General features: G+C 70.7%; 19 protein-coding genes. 8 read left to right on the forward strand and 11 right to left on the reverse strand.

The genetic code is table 11. From position 1 onward, the window contains the following. Positions 1–9: 9 nt before the first annotated feature. From fgd to ACFWCH_RS05065, 11 genes are all read right to left on the reverse strand, one after another. A complete protein-coding gene (fgd, locus tag ACFWCH_RS05015) occupies positions 10–1,023 on the reverse strand; it encodes a glucose-6-phosphate dehydrogenase (coenzyme-F420) (protein ID WP_378803035.1) in 1,014 nt (337 codons plus the stop codon). After that, on the reverse strand, positions 1,020–1,820 hold the full coding sequence (gene cofE / locus ACFWCH_RS05020; RefSeq protein ID WP_136035289.1) for a coenzyme F420-0:L-glutamate ligase: 801 nt from the start codon (positions 1,818–1,820) through the stop codon (positions 1,020–1,022). Before cofE ends, fgd begins: the two co-directional genes overlap by 4 nt. Further along, positions 1,817–2,809, reverse strand: a complete 993-nt coding sequence (locus tag ACFWCH_RS05025) for a TIGR03557 family F420-dependent LLM class oxidoreductase (protein WP_206252202.1) — start codon at positions 2,807–2,809, stop codon at positions 1,817–1,819. Before ACFWCH_RS05025 ends, cofE begins: the two co-directional genes overlap by 4 nt. A 184-nt stretch (positions 2,810–2,993) precedes the next feature. Further along, positions 2,994–3,155 (reverse strand): hypothetical protein, encoded by a 162-nt coding sequence (locus ACFWCH_RS05030; RefSeq protein WP_168443074.1) that lies wholly within the window; start codon positions 3,153–3,155, stop codon positions 2,994–2,996. An 11-nt stretch (positions 3,156–3,166) separates the two neighbouring features. Next, on the reverse strand, positions 3,167–4,030 hold the full coding sequence (locus tag ACFWCH_RS05035; protein WP_378803036.1) for a hypothetical protein: 864 nt from the start codon (positions 4,028–4,030) through the stop codon (positions 3,167–3,169). 314 nt (positions 4,031–4,344) lie between these two features. After that, positions 4,345–6,207: an ABC transporter permease gene (locus ACFWCH_RS05040; protein WP_378803038.1), complete on the reverse strand. Its 1,863-nt coding sequence runs from the start codon at positions 6,205–6,207 to the stop codon at positions 4,345–4,347. Positions 6,208–6,209: 2 nt separating this feature from the next. After that, on the reverse strand, positions 6,210–7,370 hold the full coding sequence (locus ACFWCH_RS05045) for an ABC transporter substrate-binding protein (protein ID WP_136035839.1): 1,161 nt from the start codon (positions 7,368–7,370) through the stop codon (positions 6,210–6,212). A 57-nt stretch (positions 7,371–7,427) separates the two neighbouring features. Then, positions 7,428–8,552: an ABC transporter ATP-binding protein gene (locus tag ACFWCH_RS05050; RefSeq protein ID WP_378803039.1), complete on the reverse strand. Its 1,125-nt coding sequence runs from the start codon at positions 8,550–8,552 to the stop codon at positions 7,428–7,430. A gap of 56 nt (positions 8,553–8,608) precedes the next feature. Beyond that, entirely contained in the window at positions 8,609–10,099 is a 1,491-nt protein-coding gene (locus tag ACFWCH_RS05055) for a DHA2 family efflux MFS transporter permease subunit (RefSeq protein WP_378803040.1), read from the reverse strand. 102 nt (positions 10,100–10,201) lie between these two features. Beyond that, positions 10,202–11,815 (reverse strand): hypothetical protein, encoded by a 1,614-nt coding sequence (locus ACFWCH_RS05060; RefSeq protein ID WP_206252196.1) that lies wholly within the window; start codon positions 11,813–11,815, stop codon positions 10,202–10,204. A gap of 123 nt (positions 11,816–11,938) precedes the next feature. After that, positions 11,939–12,907, reverse strand: coding sequence for a LysR substrate-binding domain-containing protein (locus ACFWCH_RS05065; protein WP_136033891.1), 969 nt, complete (start codon positions 12,905–12,907; stop codon positions 11,939–11,941). 83 nt (positions 12,908–12,990) lie between these two features. Here ACFWCH_RS05065 and ACFWCH_RS05070 point away from each other — a divergent pair, with 83 nt between their 5' ends. From ACFWCH_RS05070 to ACFWCH_RS05105, 8 genes are read left to right on the forward strand one after another with little or no spacing between them, the layout of a single operon-like run. Further along, the gene (locus ACFWCH_RS05070; RefSeq protein ID WP_378803041.1) at positions 12,991–14,499 is read left to right on the forward strand and encodes a 2-hydroxymuconic semialdehyde dehydrogenase; all 1,509 of its coding nucleotides are present in this window, start codon (positions 12,991–12,993) and stop codon (positions 14,497–14,499) included. Beyond that, positions 14,496–15,326, forward strand: coding sequence for a 2-keto-4-pentenoate hydratase (locus ACFWCH_RS05075; RefSeq protein WP_378803042.1), 831 nt, complete (start codon positions 14,496–14,498; stop codon positions 15,324–15,326). The genes ACFWCH_RS05070 and ACFWCH_RS05075 overlap by 4 nt, the downstream gene beginning before the upstream one ends. Beyond that, a complete protein-coding gene (locus ACFWCH_RS05080; protein WP_378803043.1) occupies positions 15,323–16,261 on the forward strand; it encodes an acetaldehyde dehydrogenase (acetylating) in 939 nt (312 codons plus the stop codon). Before ACFWCH_RS05075 ends, ACFWCH_RS05080 begins: the two co-directional genes overlap by 4 nt. Beyond that, positions 16,258–17,295 carry a 4-hydroxy-2-oxovalerate aldolase gene (dmpG, locus tag ACFWCH_RS05085; protein WP_378803044.1) on the forward strand — a complete coding sequence of 346 codons (1,038 nt, stop codon included), beginning with the start codon at positions 16,258–16,260 and terminating at the stop codon, positions 17,293–17,295. Before ACFWCH_RS05080 ends, dmpG begins: the two co-directional genes overlap by 4 nt. Continuing rightward, a complete protein-coding gene (locus tag ACFWCH_RS05090) occupies positions 17,292–18,098 on the forward strand; it encodes a 2-keto-4-pentenoate hydratase (protein ID WP_378803045.1) in 807 nt (268 codons plus the stop codon). Before dmpG ends, ACFWCH_RS05090 begins: the two co-directional genes overlap by 4 nt. Beyond that, entirely contained in the window at positions 18,095–18,547 is a 453-nt protein-coding gene (locus ACFWCH_RS05095; RefSeq protein WP_136033882.1) for a RidA family protein, read from the forward strand. Before ACFWCH_RS05090 ends, ACFWCH_RS05095 begins: the two co-directional genes overlap by 4 nt. After that, positions 18,544–19,068: a 3-hydroxyanthranilate 3,4-dioxygenase gene (locus tag ACFWCH_RS05100; protein ID WP_136033880.1), complete on the forward strand. Its 525-nt coding sequence runs from the start codon at positions 18,544–18,546 to the stop codon at positions 19,066–19,068. The genes ACFWCH_RS05095 and ACFWCH_RS05100 overlap by 4 nt, the downstream gene beginning before the upstream one ends. 7 nt (positions 19,069–19,075) lie before the next feature. Further along, positions 19,076–20,068 (forward strand): amidohydrolase family protein, encoded by a 993-nt coding sequence (locus ACFWCH_RS05105; RefSeq protein WP_247638011.1) that lies wholly within the window; start codon positions 19,076–19,078, stop codon positions 20,066–20,068. Positions 20,069–20,082 lie beyond the last annotated feature (14 nt).

Below are 20,082 nucleotides of genomic sequence, written 5' to 3' on the forward strand. Positions count from 1 at the left end.
GCCGCGCCCTCACCCGCGCAGCCGCGGCGCGATGTCGCGCTCGAACAGCTGCAGGAACCGGCGCTGGTCGTGACCGGGCGCGTGGAAGACGAGGTGGTTGAAGCCCCAGTCGATGTACTGCTGGATCTCGGCGGCGACCGCGTCGGGGTCGTTGCCGACGATCCACCGCTTGGCGATGGTCTCCAGGGGCAGCGCGTCGGCGGCCTTCTCCATCTCGACCGGGTCGGTGATGTCGTGCTTCTGCTCCTTCGACAGCGACAGCGGGGACCAGAACCGGGTGTTCTCCAGCGCCGCCTCCCTGGTCTCCTCGTACGACAGCTTGATCTCGATCATGCGGTCGTACGTGTCGAAGGAGCGCTCGGACTGCTCCAGGCCCTCCTTCACGGCGGGCAGCAGCTGGTCGACGTAGAGCTCCTGGCCCTTGCCCGACGTGCAGATGAAGCCGTCGCCCGCGCGGCCGGCGTAGCGGGCGACCATCGGGCCGCCCGCGGCGATGTAGATGGGGATGCCGCCCTCGGGCCGGTCGTAGATGGAGGCGTCGTGCGTGGAGTAGTACTCGCCGTCGAAGCTCACGCGGTCGCCCGACCACAGCGCCCGCATGAGCCGCACCGACTCGCGCAGGCGGGCGTAGCGCTCCTTGAACTCGGGCCAGTCCTGCTCACCGGCGCCGCGGAAGCCGGTGGCGATCTCGTTGAGCGCCTCGCCGGAGCCGACCCCCAGGATCACCCGGTCGGGGTACAGGCAGCCGAGGCTCGCGAACGCCTGGGCGAGTACCGCCGGGTTGTAGCGGAAGGTGGGGGTGAGCACGGACGTGCCGATGCGGATGCTCGACGTGCGCTCGCCGACAGCCGCCATCCAGGTGAGCGAGAACGGCGCGTGACCGCCGGTGTGCCGCCACGGCTGGAAGTGGTCGCTCGCGAACACGGACTGCATGCCGTGCGCCTCGGCCGCGACCGAGATCTCGACCAGCTCACGCGGGTCGAACTGCTCGGCGCTGGCCTTGTATCCGAGGGTCAGTGTCATGTCGCATCCTTCTGTTCGGGTGGGGAGAGTTCGGCGCGCGCGGCCGCATAGCCGTCGCGGTAGCCCTGGTCGAGCGCCTCGGCGGTGCCCAGCCAGAAGAGGTCGCGGTCGGCGCCGCGCACGATGCTCGACGCGCCGGGCAGGTCGAGCGGACCCACGAGGTCGCCGCGGCCGCGCACGACGGCGACCGGGTTCCCGCTGGCCTTGCCCTTGACGAGGTCGGCGGCGGCGGCGAGCTCGTCTGCGACGCACGGGGTCGTGACGCTGAGCACCTTGCCCGCCTGGTCGGTGGTGCCGCGGAGGTCGGCGACCATGTGCACGCCGCCGCCGCCGATCGCGACGTCGGTCTGTCCTTCGCGCCAGGGCCGCCCGAGGGTGTCGCTGAGGAGCACACCGACCTCGGCCCCGGTCGCGGCGCGCAGCCCCGCGGCGAGCGCGCGGGCGGAGCGGTCGGGGTCTTCGGGCAGCAGCAGCACCCAGCCGTCGGGGGTGTTGCTGGCGTCGACGCCCGCGGCCGCGGCGACCATGCCGAGGCGGTTCTCGACGATGCGCATGGTGTGGCCGTCGTGGGTGCGGGAGGCGACGAGGCGCACGGTCTCCGCCGTGATCGCGGCCTCCCGGTCGGCGGCCTGCACGTAGCGCCCCTCCGCCTTGGACACGATCTTCGACGTGACGACGAGGATGTCGCCGTGCAGCAGTTCCACGCCCGTGGCGAGGATGAGCGCGACCAGGTCGTCGCCCGGGCGCACCTCGCCCATGCCGGGGAGGGCGAACACGTGCAGGCCGGGGGCGGTCATGCGCGCACCTTCGGCAGCACGTCGCGCCCGAAGACCTCGAGCCACTCCCGCTGGTTCGGCCCCACGTTGTGCAGGTAGATGCGGGTGAAGCCGAGGTCGGCATAGCGCTGGATCTGCGCGCGGTGCACGTCGGGGTCGGCGGAGATCAGCATCGACGCGCGCATGTCGTCGGGAGTCACGCCGCGCACGAGCTGCTCGAAGTCGTAGGGCGAGCGCACGTCGCCTCGCCGCATGCGCAGCGCCGCGATGGGCCACTCGGCGTGGGCCTGGGCGAGCGCCTGCTCCTCGGTCGGCGCCCACGACAGCGGCAGCTGGAGCACGCGCGGCAGAGTGTCGGCGTCGCGCCCGGCCTCCCTCGCGCCCTCCGCGAAGCGTGCCAGCAGCGGGGCGAGGCGCTCGACCTCGGCCGCGACCGTGATGAGGCCGTCGGCGTTGCGGCCGGCGCGGCGCGCGGTGACGGGGCCCGCGGTGGCGACGAACACCGGGGGCGCGGCCGGGGGCATGGTCCACAGCCGGGTGGACTCCATGCGGAAGTGCTCGCCGCGGTGGCGGGTGTCGCGGCCCGCGAGCGAGGCGGTGAAGAGCTTGCGGATGATGTCGACGGCCTCGAACATGCGGTCGATGCGCTCGGCGGGCTCGGGCCAGTAGCCGCCCGTGATGTGCTCGTTCAGCGCGTCGCCGGAACCGACCCCGAGCCACGCGCGGCCGGGGTACAGCGTGGCCAGCGTGGCGGCGGCCTGCGCGACCACGGCCGGGTGCGTGCGGAACCCGGGGGTCGTGACGCCGGGACCCAGGTCGCCCGTGGTGTGCGCGCCGATCGCGCCGAGCATGGTCCACACGTGCGCGGAGGCCCGGTGTCGCGGGAGCCACGGCTGGAAGTGGTCCGTGGCCATGATGCCGCGGAACCCGTGGGCCTCGGCGGCGATGCAGTTCTCGATGACGGCGGAAGGCTGGACCTGCTCCAGCATCGCGGCGTACCCGATGTGCATGGCCCCTCCTCTCGCGTCGTCGCTGTCTCCATTGAATGGATACTGGATCCAAAAGTCAAGCGGCTAGCTGTGGGATTGAGATTTGTTGCTCCCGGGGTCGGCGCCATGCGTTTGGCGTCGAGCACAAAAGCGTGGGTGGCGTGCCTGAACACACCACCCACACCCTCGTCATTCGTTGACCGAACTACAGCCCCTCGTCCAACGCGCCTCCATTCGCACGATGCCGAGTTCGTCGCTGGATGAAACGAACAACGCCGCGCACGAGAATGAAGGCGACAGCGAGAATCGCCGCGACGACCAGCAAGCTGATGATCAGCCCCGACCAGCTGAAAAGTGACGCGTCCATCTTCGTACTCCTTACGGCAGCGCAAACGACCCGGAGGTGGTGTATACGTAAGACCGACAATCCATCTGCATGTACGCTACTGCGCCCGTCACTCTTCCGTTCCGGGAGAACGACCAACTACTCGCCCCGCTTGGTGAGGTGGCGCTGTAAGACTTCGAGTAGATCAGTCCGACAAACGGCCAAGCAGCCACCGCCCCGAATGCATCTGCCTTCATCGAACTCGTGATCTTGGTCAGCGCTTTGCCACCCGTGCGCTTGGTCGTCCACGAAACGCCCCAGTTGGCATCCACGAGATTGATACCACCAGTAATGCGGCCACTAGCGTTCGCTGTGGCGCCAGCCCCCGATCTTGCCACGTTGAACGACTGATTGAGGTTGTACAACGCAGCGGGGACGATGCGGGCTTCGGCACCGCCGTATGCCGCAGCCTCGATCGCGGGTGAACTGGCACTTGCGGGAGGCTCCGCGTCTATCAAGTACGCGCGCATGAACTCAAGGTCCTCAGCGCTCAGTGGCTGTCCCACTGAATAGTGGTCGGCTAGTGCATCTTTTCGTTCCTCAACTTCCGCCCTCGACAACGCCGTGTTCTCGTCGAACGTCACGTCGGTCTGGTCGATAGGAGTCGTGTTCTCCTCATAGGCTTCGGCGGCTTCACCCGTCAGAGTCGAGGCCTCACCGCCGGCTGATACGGCCTCCATGCCGCTCGAGGCCTCGGACGTCAGAGTCCCGTTGAGGGTCGAAGCCGGCCGGGCCGAAGCGGAGCCAGCGATGTAGCCCAGCGACCCGGTCGCGAGCAGGCTCACCGCCACACACGCGCCAAGCGCAATCCGCCGATTCGGATGTACACGCACAGTTTCTCCATCCATCGCGCTCACCGTGAGCAGCCGACCCGCCGCAGCTCAAGCTATGACGCGCATTCGAACCTGTCTGTCCGCCGTTCGGGGGACTCGGCTTCAGGAGAGGCTGACGCCGCAGAGAGTTCCCCGTCAAACCGCAGGAGCTCGTCGATGCAGGCTCAGCAGTATTCCGGCACTAAGCACGAACTCGATGCCCGGAAGGCCGGGCCGATACGCGGCCGCGGTACTCGACCCGTCCTCTTTCGGAGTCACGCCCTCCGCCATCCGAGGAGGGCGGCAAGACCGATCGTCCAGGAGACAGCCGACGCGACCGACCCGCCTGTACCGCCCACTCAGCGGCGACGGCGCTGCACGGCGAGGGTCACGGTGGCGGAGTCGGCGGGGGCGGGTGCGGCGGCGGCGAGGTCGGGGAGACCGGCGGCGACGGTCTTGCGGGTGCGGCCGATCGCTCGGCGCGACAGCGCCCACTGCAGGCCGTAGCCGATCGCGAACACCATGAGGGTGAAGATCAGCGCCATCGCCGCGCCCTGGTCGGGCGCGTAGAGCTGCGCCGACCGCGGGTTGATCATGGCGTAGATGTACATCGACAGCGGACGAGACGACGGCGTCGCCAGGAACGCGGGCAGCGTGAACTCGTTCGTGCCGAGGATGAACATCTGGATCCACACGGCCATCACGGTCGGCATCAGCAGCGGCGCGATGATGCGGCGGAACCCCTGGAACCTGCTGGCCCCGCTGGTGAGCGCCGCCTCCTCCAGCTCGGGCCTGATCTGCAGCGTCGCACTGTACGACGAGCGGTACGCGATCGACACCCGGTACGAGTAGGCGATCACGAGCGCGAACAGCGTCCCGGCGAGCGGGATGTAGGGGTTCAGCACCATGAAGGTGAGGAACATCGCGAAGCCGGCGATGGTCGCGGGGATCGCGACCGACGACGACGCGAACAGGTCGAGCGCCTTCACCCACCCGGTCTTCTTGCTGCGGGCGATGCCGTACGCGAGCACGGTCGCGAAGACCACCGCGATCGTGGCGCTCCCGCCCGCGATGAGCACCGTGCGCCCGAGCGACACCCAGAACTCGGAGTCGGCGAGCACCACCCCGAACGCCCCGAAGTCGGTGCGGCTCAGCATCGCGTCGATCGAGAACGCCACCGGGTACGGGGTGATCGCCGCCCACAGCAGCGCCAGCAGCGGCAGCACCGCGGTCAGCAGCACGAACACGGCCACCAGCACCATGACCGGGATCTTCCACGGCCCCATCCGCATGGTCGACGGCCGGAAGCCCTTGCCCGACACGGAGGCGCGGCGCTCCGCGTTCCTGGTCGCCCTCAGGTACACCGCGAACGCGATCGTGGTGATCACCAGGAACACCAGGCCCCACGCGGCGGCGAGGCCGTACTGCGGCAGCTCCCCCGCGTTCGAGCTGATCAGCGTCCACAGCTTCAGGGCGAAGATGCTGCGCCCCGACTCCTGGCCGAACAGCAGCGGCACCTCCAGGCTGCCGAGGCCGAGGATGAACGTCAGCACCGTCACCCCGAGCAGCCCCGGCCACAGCATCGGCAGCGTCACCCGCCGCAGGGTCTGCGGCCATGACGCGCCCGACACCCGCGCCGACTCCTCGAGCGACCCGTCCATGTTCGTCAGGATCGGCACGATCATCAGGTACGGGAAGGTCACGTTGGTGAGCGCCTGGATGACGATCATCGTCGGGAACGCATACGGGTCGATCGGCACGTCGCTCGCGAACGGCAGCAGCCGCAGCAGCTGGTTCAGCACACCCGACTCGGGCGACAGCATCAGCAGATACGCCTGCGCCTTCACGATCGGCGGGATGATGTACGGCACGATCACGAGCACCGAGATGAGCCGGCGCCACGGGGCGTCGGTGCGGACGGTGACCCAGGCCAGGCCGAACGCCATCAGCAGCGTGAGCAGGGTCGAGCCGCCGACGAAGGCCCCGGTCGCGCCGAGCACGCCCCAGAAGTCCTCGCGCAGCTGCCACAGGGTGACGAAGTTCTCGACGCCCCACTGGGCGGACGAGACCCCGAAGGGCAGGAACGGACCACGGAACGCGGTGATCACCTGAACGATCAGCGGCACCGCGAGCAGGAGGAAGATGACGATCCCGGAGACGACCATCGCGATCGTCATCGAGGTGGGACGCCGGCGCCCCGTGGTCCGTCGTGCCTGGAACATGGTTATCCGTTCAGCGCCTTGTCGGCCGCGTTGATCATCGCCTGCCAGTCGTCGCGGGTGTCCTGCGTCTCGGTCTCGGCACCGCTGTCGAGGCCGAGCAGCAGCGCATCGGCGTTCGTCTTCATGAGGCCCGTGGCCTCGCCGAAGGTCGCGGCGGGGAGCCCGGCGAACGGCACCTGCGTGCTGGCGAAGCGCTCGTCGGTCATGCGCAGGTGGATCCAGTCGGGGTCGAACGCGTTCCACAGGGTCCACAGCGCGGCGCCCGGCTTGTTCTTCGCATCGGAGTTGACGCCCGAGAACTGCGCCCACACCCCGGAGTGCTCGAACGGCGCCACCTGCAGCGACGGGTTCGGGTTGAACAGGGTCTGGTTGAGCGCGACCGGCACGTCTCCGCTCGACAGCGGGGCACCCTGGTCTTCGAGCAGCTTCATGGTGCCGGACGACATCAGCTCGTCGATCAGGTCGAGCATCGCGTCTTCGCCCTCGGCCATGCCGTAGCCCGCGAAGACCACCGCGTTGTAGCCGGCGACCGACACCTTGCCGGTGTACTCGGGGGCGAGCAGGCCGTCGAGCGACGCCGGGACCTCCGCGATCTTGTCGGTGTTGTACTGCAGCAGCGACCCGTTGATGCTGTCGGGCATGAGCTCGGGGGCACCGAGGGTGAGGTACTCCTCCGGCACGCCGAAGCTCTGCCAGTCGACCTTCTCCCAGAAGCCCTCGTCGTACATCGCGGCCATCGAGGTGATCGATCCGGAGACGACGTCGGTGTTGCGCGACCCGGTGGCCTTGGCCGAGATGATCGCCGACGACAGGTTGTAGGTGAGGCCCCGCGTCTCGACCTTGATGTCGGGGAAGCGCTCGTTGAACTGCGCGATCACGTCGGGCGACAGCTCGTACCAGTCCCAGATGACCAGGGTGCCGCCGTCCTCCTCCTTCGCCTGCTCGTAGAGGGCGTCGAGCTGCTTGTCGATCTCGGGCCAGTAGTCGTCGTAGAAGTTCTCGCAGCGCGTGATGGCTCCGACGTCGACCGCGTCGCACGTGGCCGCGGCGGCGTCGCCCTTCAGCGAGCTCTCGCCGTCGCCCGCCTCGGCCTGCGTGCCGCAGCCGCTCAGGGCGAGTGCGACGACCGCCGCTCCGGCGACGGCTCCCAGTGTTCTCTTCATGATCCGAATGTCCTCTCTGACATCAGGTGCGTGATCTCGGGTGTGGTGCGGGTTGCGTCATGCGGCCAGCACGCGGCAGGCGTGCGGGACCAGTTCGAGGAAGACCCTGCCGCCCTCGGGGGGTGTCGCCAGCGGAGCTCCGCGGCCGACGATCGTGCCGACCGTCTCGCCACCGGCGAGCACCTCGGCCTCGTACTCGACGATCTCGCCGAGGAACTCCACCCGCACGATGCGCACGGGGACGACGTTGGGGCGCTCGACCGCGGTCTCGTGCCAGCGCACGGCCTCGGGCCGCAGCGTCAGCGTGACCTCGTCGCCCGTCGTGACCCCGTCGGGGACGGGCGTGTGCAGCCGGGTGCCGAGTGCCTCGACCACCGCGTCACCGCTGCCGTCGCGGTCGACCACACGGGCGGGCACCATGTTCACGCGGCCGACGAAGTCCGCCACGAACCGGTCGGCCGGCTGGTCGTAGAGCTCGCGCGGGGCGGCCTCCTGCACGATGCGGCCGCCGTTCATCACGGCCACCCGGTCGGACATCGACAGCGCCTCGGACTGGTCGTGGGTGACGTACAGGGCGCTGATGCCGAGGCTGCGCTGCAGGCTGCGCAGCTCGTTGCGCATGGTGTCGCGCAGCTTCGCGTCGAGGTTGGACAGCGGCTCGTCCAGCAGCAGCAGCCGCGGACGGTGCGCGAGCGCGCGGGCGAGGGCGAGTCGCTGCTGCTGCCCGCCCGACAGCGCGGTGGCGGGGCGCTGCGCGAGGTGGTCGAGCTGCACGAGCTCCAGTGCCTCCATCGCGCGCTTCTTCGCCTCCTGCTTCGGCAGCCGGGAGCCGGCGACCTGGAGGGGGAAGATCGCGTTGGCGAACACGGTCATGTGCGGCCAGATGGCGTAGTTCTGGAAGACCATGCCGATGTCGCGCTTGTCGGGCGACACGTGCTGGGTGCCGGTGGACAGCACGCCCCCGTCGAGCGAGATGACTCCGCCGTTGCTGCGCTCGAGCCCGGCGACGCAGCGCAGGGTCGTGGTCTTGCCGCAGCCCGACGGCCCGAGGAGGGAGTAGAACGTGCCGGGCTCGATCGTGAACGTGACGTCCTTCACGACGGGGACGGCGGCGCCGTCGAGCTCGTAGTCCTTCTTCAGGGCGTCGACGACGAGTCGTCCGCCCCCGGCGTTCGCGGTCATCGGCGTCCTCTCTCGGGCGTCTGTTCTGGATTCTGGATCCACAATCGTCGCTGCCATCATCGTCCCTCTCCCGTCGTCGCCGCCACCGGCTGCGGGGCGGCGGGTGCACCCCACGGCCGCGGCCTCACGAAGAACAGCACCACGAGCGCGCACACCCCGAAGGCCACGGCCGACAGCAGCAGCGACTGCGCCATCGCCCGCGCCAGCCCCGCGCCGTCCTCGTCAGACAGCACACTGCCGGGGTGGATCGCACCGGGCACGAACCCGCGGATCTGCGCCGCCAGGGTCACGTTCATCAGCACGGCCAGCAGGGCGGAACCGATGACGGAGCCCATCTGCCGCGTCGTCGAGTAGACCCCGGAGCCCGCCCCGGCCTGCGTGTGCGGCAGGTTGCGCGTGGCGGTCGAGGCCAGCGGCCCGAACATGCCAGACACCCCGACCCCGAGCAGCGCCGACGGCAGCAGCAGCAGCCAGAACGGCGCATCGAGCGTCATGGTCGCGGCGTACCAGGCCATCGCGACCGCCGAGATCGTGAACGCGGCGAAGGTCACCCAGCGCGGTCCGACCCGGTCGCTGAGCTTTCCGACGAACGGCCCGAGCACTCCGGACACCACCGCCATCGGCGCGAGCATGAGGGCCGCGAGCGTGGGGTCGAGGCCCCGGGCGACCTGAAAGTAGAAGGCGAGCGGCACGGGCATCGCGGTGATGCCGACCCCCACCAGGAAGATCGTGGCGTTCGCGACGGAGAAGTTGCGGTCGCGGAACAGGGCCAGCGGCATCAGCGGCTCGGCGCGGTTGACGCGCTGCCACACCACGAACAGCACCAGCAGCACGACGCCCGCGGCGATCAGCCCCCACACCGTGACCGGACCGGCGATCACACCCCAGTCGTACACCTCCCCCTCCTGGAGTCCGAAGACCAGGAGGAAGAGCCCGGCACCCGAGAGGATCACGCCGAGCAGGTCGAACCGATGGGGGTGGCCGTCCAGATCCGGCACCAGCCGCCACGCGACGACGAACGCCACCACGCCGACCGGGACGTTCACGAAGAAGATCCACTCCCAGCCGACCGTGTCGGTGAGCACGCCGCCCAGGATCGGCCCGACGAGGGTCGCGAGGCCGCCCACGGCACCCCACGCCCCCATCGCCTGGCCCCGGCCGCGCGGCGGGAAGACGCGGGCGATGATCGCCATGGTCTGCGGCGTCATCAGCGCGGCGCCGAAGCCCTGCACGGCCCGCGCCGCGATCAGCATCTCGATGCTGCCGGACAGGCCGCACGCGAGGGAGGCGAGGGTGAACAGCACGAGTCCCGTGAGGTACACCCGCTTGGGGCCGAACCGATCGCCGAGGCGGCCCGTGATCAGCAGCGGCACCGCGTAGGCGAGCAGGTACGCGCTGGTCACCCAGATCACCGTCGTGAGGTCGGCGTCGAACGCCGCGAGGATGACCGGGTTGGCGATCGCCACGATCGTCGTGTCCACGAGGATCATGAAGAAGCCGATGCACAGGGCCCACAGGGCGGGCCACGGCCGGACTGTCTGCGTCATGAGCTGCTTTCGGGTGGGGCGTCACGGGGGGGGCGGGTGGTCCGGGGTCCGTCCTGTTCGCCCCCGAGTGCAGGACGGACGCCGGAGTTCCGGTGGCCGGGGTCAGCCGTCGGCGGAGGGGATCCCGGTGACGGGCTCCCCCAGCAGCGGCGTCGACACGGCGTAGATGCCGTGGTTCGCGAACAGCCAGATGAGGTTGCGGTCCCACTCGACGAAGATGCCGTGCACGGGTGCGGCGAGATCGTCGTCGTCCTTCAGTCCCATCGGCGGCACGAAGTAGGCGCCCACCTTCGGGTCCTCGGGGTCGCGCACGTCGAAGATCTGCAGACCGGCGGCGTAGAACGCGTACGGGATGACCCCGCCGTGCGGCGTGCCGGTGTTGGTGAAGTAGCCGGAGCGCTTGGGACCGAACGAGCCGCGGCGCTGCGCCCAGTCGGTGAAGGCCGCCTCCGCGGGCGGCGTGGGCCGGGGCAGCGTGCGCACGACCCGCGGGTTCGTCGGGTCGCTCACGTCGATCTGGTAGATCTCCTTGGCGGGCTCGTAGCAGTCGGTGTTCATCGGGTAGCCGGAGACGTAGACGTACCCGGTCTCCTCCACCTGGGTGGTGTCGACGTTGTCGCCCTCGGTGCCGGCGACACTCGTCGGCAGCGGGCACCAGCCCACGTGATGGATGTCCGTCGGGTCGGAGACGTCGAGCACGAAGAAGCCCTGGCCGCCCTGCGCCGCGTAGCCGTACTTCCAGCCCGACTCGACCGAGCGGGGCAGGAACACGCCCATGCGCGAGCCGAACCAGGAGGTCTTGTTGTTCCAGCGGTCGTTGTCGGCCAGGTACGGGGAGTCGTCCTCCTCGCCGGCCCGCGAGCCGGGCACCCACCAGGTCGACAGCAGCTCGGGCTTCGCGGGGTCGGACACGTCGTAGGCCGCGTGGCCCGCGGTCCACAGTGTGGTGCGGTACGGCTGGTTGGTGAAGGTGTTGTCGGGCGCGGTGGCCACGAACAGGTACTTGTCGCCGTAGTACACCGGGAGGTCGAGCACGCCGTTGCCCTCCTGGATCTCGCCGGGCGAGTGGTTCGGGTCGGTCGACACCTCGGTGAGCAGCGTCCACTCGCGCGGGCTCGGGCCGTCCATCCGCCAGGTGCGGAAGCCCCGCAGGCCCTCCCACTCCTTCAGCTGCCCCTCGACCGTGTCGTCGAGCCACTTGTTGGCGACGCGCCCCTGGAGGAAGTACCGCGGGGTCTCGCTCGCCTGGATCGCGATGTACGCGCCGAGCTCCTGGTTCCACTGCACGGTGGTCGCGCCGAACTGCGGGCGGGGGTCGCCCCAGCCCCACTGCTCCTCGTCGACGATCGTGAGGTCGCGCGGGTCGGTGATGTCGTACAGCTTCCAGTGGTTGCCGCCGCCGTAGTGCAGCATCAGCCGCCGCCCGTCCCAGTCGTAGATGCACTGCCACGAGTGGCTCGTGTTCACCACGATCGGGTAGAACGCCTCGGCCTTCGCGTTGAGCGTGTAGGTCTCCGGGTCGCGGTAGTCGAGCTGACCGGGCCAGTCGACGAACACGTCGCGCGGGACGGAGGGGGTGTGGGCGGGCGGCAGGAACGTGCCGTCGGGCTGCATGCCCCACGTGGAGGGGTCGGGATCGGCCGGTTCTCCGGCGACGCGCTCGAAGTCCTCCGGACGGTACTTCTTCGCATCGGGCACGTAGGGAGAGCCGGCCATGTCGCCTCCATTGGCTGAATCGGGTGGGATCGTCACGACGTCGTGTCGTCCCCCTCAGATTCACCCGGTGCCGCGATGCTGTCCAATATCCATACGGGTCAGAGCCATGACCATCCGGGCATATCAGCCGAGCGGTCGCGGCTCCCCCTCCGTGTACTCGCTTTCCAGGGCCGCGAGCCGCGCGCCCTCCTCGCGCAGGTGCGTCAGCAGGGCGGTCGCGGCGGGCGAGGGCGCCCGGTCCTTGGGCAGCGTGACGCCGACCGAACGCCGGATCGAGCTGAGCGGCGTGGGCAGGATCCGCAGCTCGCGGTCGTCGACCGCGATGAACATCGGCAGCGCCGCGATCACGTCGGTCGAGATCAGCAGCGTGCGCAGCGTCAGCATCGACGTGCACTCCACGCGGTCGGGAGGCAGGGGCAGCCCTTCGTGGAAGAACACCGCCTCCAGCTCCGCGCGCAGGGCGGTCTGGGCGACGGGGAAGATCCACGGGTAGGAGATGAGCTCCGCGAGCGAGTGCGCCTTGGCACCACCGAGCACCGGATGCCCGGCCCGCGCGACCAGGCGGATCGGCTCGAGGTGCAGCCGCTCCTGCTCCAGTCGCACCGGCACCGTGGGCGACAGCCGCCCCACCGTGAGGTCGAGGTCGCCCGCGAGCAGCAGCTGCTGCAGGGTGTCGGGCGTGCCCTCGCGCACCACCACCGTGAGCCGGGGATGCTCGGCCTTCAGCCCCGCGATCGCCCGCGGCAGCAGCAGGTTCGACCCGGCCAGGTGCGTGCCGACCGTGACCGTGCCCAGCTGTCCGGACTGCAGCAGCCGCACCTCCTCCCCCGCCGCCCGCAGCTCGGCGAGCACGGACCGGGCCCGCTCGATGAACGCGTGCCCGTACGGCGTCGGTCTGACCCCGCGCGGCAGGCGCTCGAACAGTGCGACCCCGAGCACCTCCTCCACCTCGCGCAGTCCGCGCGTGACGACGGGCTGGGTGATGTGCAGCGACTCGGCCGCGCGCACGAGCGTGCCCTCGTCGGCGATGGCGGTGATGAGGACGAGGTGCCGGATCTTGACCCGGCCGTCGAGCAGTCGATCGGTGACCATGAGCGGGACTATAGCCGTGGGGGCATGGCAGTGCATCAAGAGAGTATTTGTCGGCATCCCTTCGACGTTCCTAGCCTGAGCGCATGCCTTCCGAGACGATGACGCCTCCCCGCCCTGCCGCCGAGCAGGGCCGGGTGCCCCGCGCGATCCACAACCTGATCGCCGGCGAGCGCGTCGAGGGCATCGGCTCCTTCGCCAAGATCAGCCCGATCGACGGCACGCTGATCGCCGAGGTGCACGAGGCCGGGGCCGAGCAGGTCGACCGTGCCGTGGCTGCCGCCCGTGCCGCGTTCGACGGACCGTGGGGTCGCATGACGGTGGCCGAGCGCGCCCGCCTGCTGCGGGGCGTCGCCGACGCGATCGACCGCCGCGCCGACGAGCTCGTGGCCGCAGAGGTCGGCGACACCGGCAAGCCCGAGTCCCTCGCCCGCGACCTCGACGTGGCCAGGGCCGCCGCGAACTTCCGCTCCTTCGCCGACACGGTCTCCGCCACCGGGCTCGACTCGTTCCTCACCGAGCTGCCCGACGGCCGCCGCGCCCTCAACTACGCGGTGCGCAAGCCCCTCGGCGTGGTCGCGGTGATCGTGCCGTGGAACCTGCCGCTGCTGCTGCTCACGTGGAAGCTCGCGCCGGCCCTCGCCACCGGCAACACCGTGGTGATCAAGCCGTCCGAGGAGACGCCGTCGTCGGCCACGCTGCTCGCCGAGATCCTCGCGGAGGCGGGGGTGCCGGCCGGGGTGGTGAACGTGGTGCACGGCTTCGGCACGGGTTCCGCGGGCGAGGCCCTCACGAAGCACCCCGGCATCGACGGTGTGACCTTCACGGGCGAATCGTCCACGGGCTCCGCGATCATGCGGGCCGTCGCACCACGCGTGCGTCCGGTGTCGTTCGAGCTCGGGGGCAAGAACGCCGCGCTCGTGTTCGCCGACGCCGACCTCGACGCCGCGGTGGCCGGACTCGCCCGCAGCACCTACCTCAACACGGGCCAGGTGTGCCTGTGCACCGAGCGCATCTACGTCGAGCGGTCGGTGTTCGACGACGTGGCGGCCGGGCTCGCCGAGCACGCGGGGCGGCTGCGCCTCGGTCGGCCGGAGGACCCCGCGACCACCACGGGCCCGCTGATCTCGCAGGCGCACCGGCAGAAGGTGCAGTCGTACTTCGACCTCGCGGTGTCGGAGGGCGCCATGGTGCTCGCGGGCGGCGGGGTGCCGACCCTCGGCGACGGACTCGACGGCGGCTCCTGGATCGAGCCGACGCTGTGGACCGGGCTCGACAACAGCCACCGCACCGTGCGCGAGGAGGTGTTCGGCCCGGTCGCCGCCCTCATCCCGTTCGACAGCGAGGAGGAGGCGATCCGGCTCGCGAACGACACCGACTACGGGCTCGCCGCCGTCACCTGGACCACCGATCTCACCCGCGGTCACCGCGTCGCCCAGCAGATGCGCACCGGCATGTCGTGGGTCAACACCTGGTACCTGCGCGACCTGCGCAGCCCGTTCGGCGGCGTGGGGCTCTCCGGCATCGGTCGCGAGGGCGGCCACCACTCGCTCGAGTTCTACACCGAGCCGACGAACGTGTGCGTGCAGCTGTGACCGGGGTCCTCGACACCGAGGCCGTGCGGGCCGCCGACGAGCGGCTGCGGCGGGCGGCCGAGACCGGTCGCCCGTGCGCTCCGGTGCGCGACCTGCTCGGCGACACCGACCAGGACGCCGCGTACGCCGTGCAGTCGCTCGGCATCGCCCGTCGCGTGGACGGGGGCCGGCGCATCGTGGGGCGCAAGATCGGCCTCACCTCGCCGGTCGTGCAGGCGCAGCTCGGCGTGGACAGCCCCGACTACGGTGTGCTGCTCGACGACATGATCCACGCCGACCGGGAGCCGCTCGACCTCGGGCGCTTCCTGCAGCCGCGCGCCGAGGCCGAGGTGGCGTTCGTGCTCGGGCGCGACCTCGACTCCCCCACCGCGACCGTCGCCGACGTGCTGCGGGCGACGGAGTTCGTGCTGCCCGCGATCGAGGTCGTGGACTCCCGGGTGGCGGGATGGGACATCCGCCTCACCGACACCATCGCCGACAACGCCTCCAGCGGCGCGGTCGTGCTGGGCACCACCCCCCGCCGGCTCGACGGCTTGGATCTGACCGCGCTCGGCATGGCGCTCGACCGCGACGGGCGCCCCGTCTCGACCGGCAGCGGCGCCGCGTGCCTGGGCAGCCCCGTGATCGCGGTGGCCTGGCTGGCGCGCGAGGTCGCCCGGCGCGGACAGCCGCTGCGCGCGGGCGAGGTGATCCTGTCCGGGGCGCTCGGGCCCATGGTCGACGCGACGGCCGGCGTGTTCCGCGCCCGGCTCGACGGACTCGGAGAGGTGCGCGCCGACTTCCACGGCACGGCCTCCGGCACGGCGACGGAAGGGGCGGCGGCATGACCACGGGAATCGCCATCATCGGCTCCGGCAACATCGGCACGGACCTGCTCATCAAGGTGAAGCGGCTGTCGACCACGCTGCACGTGGTGGCGATGGCCGGGATCGACGAGCACTCGGACGGCCTCGCGCGCGCCCGCCGCCTGGGTGTCGCCACCACGCACGAGGGGGTGGACGGGCTGCTCGCCCTGCCCGAGTTCGCCGATGTCGAGCTGGTGTTCGACGCGACCTCGGCCGGCGCGCACTCCCGCAACGACGCCCTCGTGCGCAACGCCGGACGGCTCATGGTCGACCTCACCCCCGCCGCGATCGGCCCCTACGTGGTGCCCGTGGTGAACCTCGACGCGCACGCCGGGGCCACCAACCTGAACATGGTCACGTGCGGCGGGCAGGCGACCGTGCCCATGGTGGCCGCCGTGTCGCGCGTGGCCCCGGTCGCATACGCCGAGATCGTCGCCTCGATCGCCTCGAAGTCCGCAGGACCCGGCACCCGCGCGAACATCGACGAGTTCACCGAGACCACGGCCCGCGCGCTGGAGGTGATCGGGGGCGCCGAGCGGGGCAAGGCCATCATCGTGCTGAACCCCGCCGACCCGCCGCTCATCATGCGCGACACCGTGTACTGCCTGGTCGAGGGCGACCCCGCCACGCTCGACCGCGACGCCGTCCGCACCTCGGTGACCGATATGGTCGCCGCCGTGCAGGGGTACGTGGGCGGCTACCGGCTCGCGCAGGACGTGCAGTTCGACGCGGTCGACGAGGGGTACGTCCCGGCACTCGACCGGGCGTTCCGCGGCACGCGCGTGACCGTGCTGCTGGAGGTGACCGGCGCCGGGCACTACCTTCCGGAGTACGCGGGCAATCTCGACATCATGACCTCGGCCGCCCTGCGCACCGCCGAGCGACTCGTCGCCCGACGGACGGGGGTTCCCGCATGACCGGCTCGACTCCGCGCGTGTACGTGCAGGACGTGACGCTGCGCGACGGCATGCACGCCATCGGCCACGGCTACACGACCGACCAGGTTCGCGACATCGCCCGGGCCCTGGAGGCGGCGGGCGTGGATGCGATCGAGGTCGCGCACGGCGACGGCCTGGGCGGATCCAGCGTCGCCTACGGGCACGGCGCCCACACCGATTGGCAGTGGATCGCGGCCGCCGCCGAGGTCCTGGACCGGGCGGTGCTGACGACCCTGATCCTGCCCGGCATCGGCACGATCGACGACCTCGCCCGCGCCCGCGACCTCGGCGTCGCGAGCGTGCGGGTCGCCACCCACTGCACCGAGGCCGACGTCGCGATCCAGCACATCACGTGGGCGCGCGAGCACGGCATGGACGTGTCGGGGTTCCTGATGATGAGCCACCTGAACGATCCGCGCGGGCTCGCCGAGCAGGCGCGGATCATGCAGGACGCGGGAGCGCACTGCGTGTACGTGACCGACTCCGGCGGACGCCTCACGATGCACGATGTCGCCGCGCGCGTGGACGCCTATCGCGACGTGCTCGACCCCGGGACGCAGATCGGCATCCACGCGCACGAGAACCTCTCGCTGAGCGTCGCCAACAGCGTGACCGCCGTCGAGCACGGCGCATACCGCGTCGATGCCTCCCTCGCGGGCCAGGGCGCCGGAGCGGGCAACTGCCCCGTCGAGGCGTTCGTCGCGGTGGCGGATCTGCTCGGGTGGGAGCACGGCTGCGACCTGTTCGCCCTGCAGGACGCCGCGGAGCAGCTCGTGCGTCCGCTGCAGCACCGTCCGGTGCGCGTCGACCGCGAGACGCTCACCCTCGGCTACGCCGGCGTGTACTCCAGCTTCCTGCTGCACGCCGAGCGCGCGGCCGCGAAGCACGACCTCGACGCGCGGGACATCCTGGTCGAGCTCGGACGACGGCGCATGGTGGGCGGCCAGGAGGACATGATCGTCGATGTCGCGCTCGACCTGGTCGCCGCGCGTTCCGCGGGGGCGGCCTCATGAGCACCGACGCGGTCTACGCCGCCGCCCTCGACACCGCCCAGCGCACGGCCGCGCCCATCAACCAGCTGTCGCCCACGGAGGAGGTCGACCTCGCCACGGCCTACGCCACGCAGCACGCCCTCATCGCCCGACGGGTCGCCCGCGGCGAGCACATCACCGGGGTCAAGCTCGGATTCACGAGTCGGGCCAAGGCGCAGCAGATGGGTGTGCACGACGTGATCCTGGGCACCCTGACCGATGCCATGCGCCTGGACGACGACGGCGTGTTCGCGCGGCGGTCCGCCATCCACCCGCGCATCGAGCCCGAGGTCGCCTACCTCCTTCGCGCCGGCCTCGACGCATCCGCGGTCGACCGGCCGCTGTCGGAACTGGTGGCCGCGGTCGCCCCCGCCCTGGAGATCATCGACTCCCGGTACCGCGACTTCCGCTTCAGCCTCGCCGACGTGGTGGCCGACAACGCCTCCGCCGCGGCCTACACGATCGGCCCCTGGACACCGCTCGACCGCGCGGGCGCCATCGACAACCGGGCCGTGCGGCTCGAGGTCGACGGCCGCATCGCCGCGACGGGCTCGACCGCCGCGATCCTCGGCGACCCCGGTCGCGCCGTCCTCGCGGCCGCTCGACTCGGCGCCCGCCACGGCTTCGTGCTGCGGGCGGGCATGGTGCTCCTCGCCGGGGCCGCGACCGCCGCTGTTCCCCTGCCCGACCGCGGTGTGGTCGAGGCGACGGTCACCGGTCTGGGCGGCGTCACGATCCGCACGGACGACGGTTCCGCGTCGTCCGGCCCGAAGGGAGCATCATGACCGAGTCCCGCGGCATCCTCGTGGAGGGCAAGGCCACCCCGCGCGGACGCTTCCCGCACGCCAAGCTCAGCGGCGACCTCGTGTTCGTGTCGGGCACCTCCAGCCGCCGCCCCGACAACACGATCGCGGGCGCCGAGGTCGACGAGTTCGGGGCGACCCGGCTCGACGTCGCGGTGCAGACCCGCGCCGTGATCGAGAACATCCGCGCGGTGCTGGCCGCCGCGGGCTGCGACCTCGACGACCTCGTGCAGGCCACGACGTTCCTGGTCGACATGAACGACTTCGCCCCCTACAACGCCGTCTGGGCCGAGTACTTCGACGAGCAGGGCCCGGCCCGCACCACGGTCGCCGTGCACGCCCTGCCGCATCCGCACCTGCGCCTCGAGATCCAGGCGATCGCGAGGCGCCCCGACCGCACCACCCCTGCCACTCTCGAGGAGGAGAAATGAGCACCATCCCACCCGTCATCGACTTCGCCGCCTGGATCACGGAGAACGAGCACCTCCTGAAGCCGCCGGTCAACAACAAGGCCGCGTGGACGCCGATGGGCGACTTCATCGTGCAGGTCGTCGGCGGCCCCAACCAGCGCACCGACTTCCACTTCGATCCGTACGAGGAGTGGTTCTACCAGTACCGCGGCAACATGCACGTGAACATCCAGACGGAGGACGGCCCGCAGCGCATCGACATCCGCGAGGGCGAGATGTGGCTGCTGCCCGGCAACGTGTTCCACTCCCCGCAGCGCCCCGAGGAGGGGTCGATCGGCATCGTGATCGAGCGCATCCGCGAGGAGGGCACGCTGGAGAAGTTCGCGTGGTTCTGCCCGAACTGCAACACCAAGGTGCACGAGGTCGAGCTGCAGGTGCGCGACATCGTGGAGGACCTGCCGCCGGTGTTCCGCGAGTTCTACGACAGCGAGGAGGGGCGCACCTGCCCCGAGTGCGGCACCGTCCATCCCGGCAAGGGCTGACGCGGCGTTGGGCACGATCGACGTCCACACGCACTTCGTGCCGAGCGCCTGGCCCGACCTGTCCACGCAGGTCGGGCCGGGGCTCTGGCCGACCCTGCGCGTGGACTCCGAGCGCGAGGCGATGATCATGCTCGGCGAGTCCGAGTTCCGTCGCATCGGCGACGACTGCTGGGATGCCGAGGTGCGCCTGGCCGACATGGACGCTGACGGGGTGGAGATGCAGGTGGTCTCCCCCACCCCGCTGTTCTTCTCCTATGACAAGTCGGGAGACGAGGCGGTGAAGGTCGCGCGCCTCTTCAACGACCTGGCGCTGGAGATCTGCGCCCCCGCACCCGATCGGCTCATCCCGTTCGCGCAGGTGCCGCTGCAGGATCCGGATGCCGCGTGCGTCGAGGCCGACCGCGCGATCGCCTCCGGTCACGCCGGCGTCGAGATCGGCAACCACGTCGGTGACCGCGACCTCGACGACGCCGGCATCGTCACGTTCCTCCAGCACTGCGCCGAGCGCGGGATCCCCGTGTTCGTGCATCCGTGGGACATGGCCGGCTCGCCGCGACTCGATCGCTGGATGGCCCGCTGGCTCACGGGCATGCCCGCCGAGACGCACCTGTCGATCATCGCGCTGATCCTCGGCGGAGTGTTCGACCGCGTTCCGCCGTCGCTGCGGCTCGCGTTCGCGCACGGTGGCGGCTCGTTCGCGTTCTGGCTCGGCCGCTTCGAGAACGCGTGGCGGCAGCGGCCCGACGTGATCGGCGTGAGCGCACAGCCGCCCTCCGCCTACCTCGACCGGTTCAGTGTCGACAGCGTCGTGTTCGACCCGGCCGCGCTGCGCCTGCTCGTCGACACGCTCGGCGCCTCGCAGGTGATGGTCGGCAGCGACTACCCGTATCCCCTGGGCGAGCGACCGGTCGGCGACGTCGTCCACCGCTCCGCCTTCCTCGACGACGCCGAGAAGACCGCCATCCTCCGCGACAACGCCCTGCGCTTCCTCGGCCGCTGACCGCACGACCCGAA

It is taken from the genome of Microbacterium sp. NPDC060132, assembly GCF_042729675.1.
GTDB classification, from domain to species: domain Bacteria; phylum Actinomycetota; class Actinomycetes; order Actinomycetales; family Microbacteriaceae; genus Microbacterium; species Microbacterium sufflavum.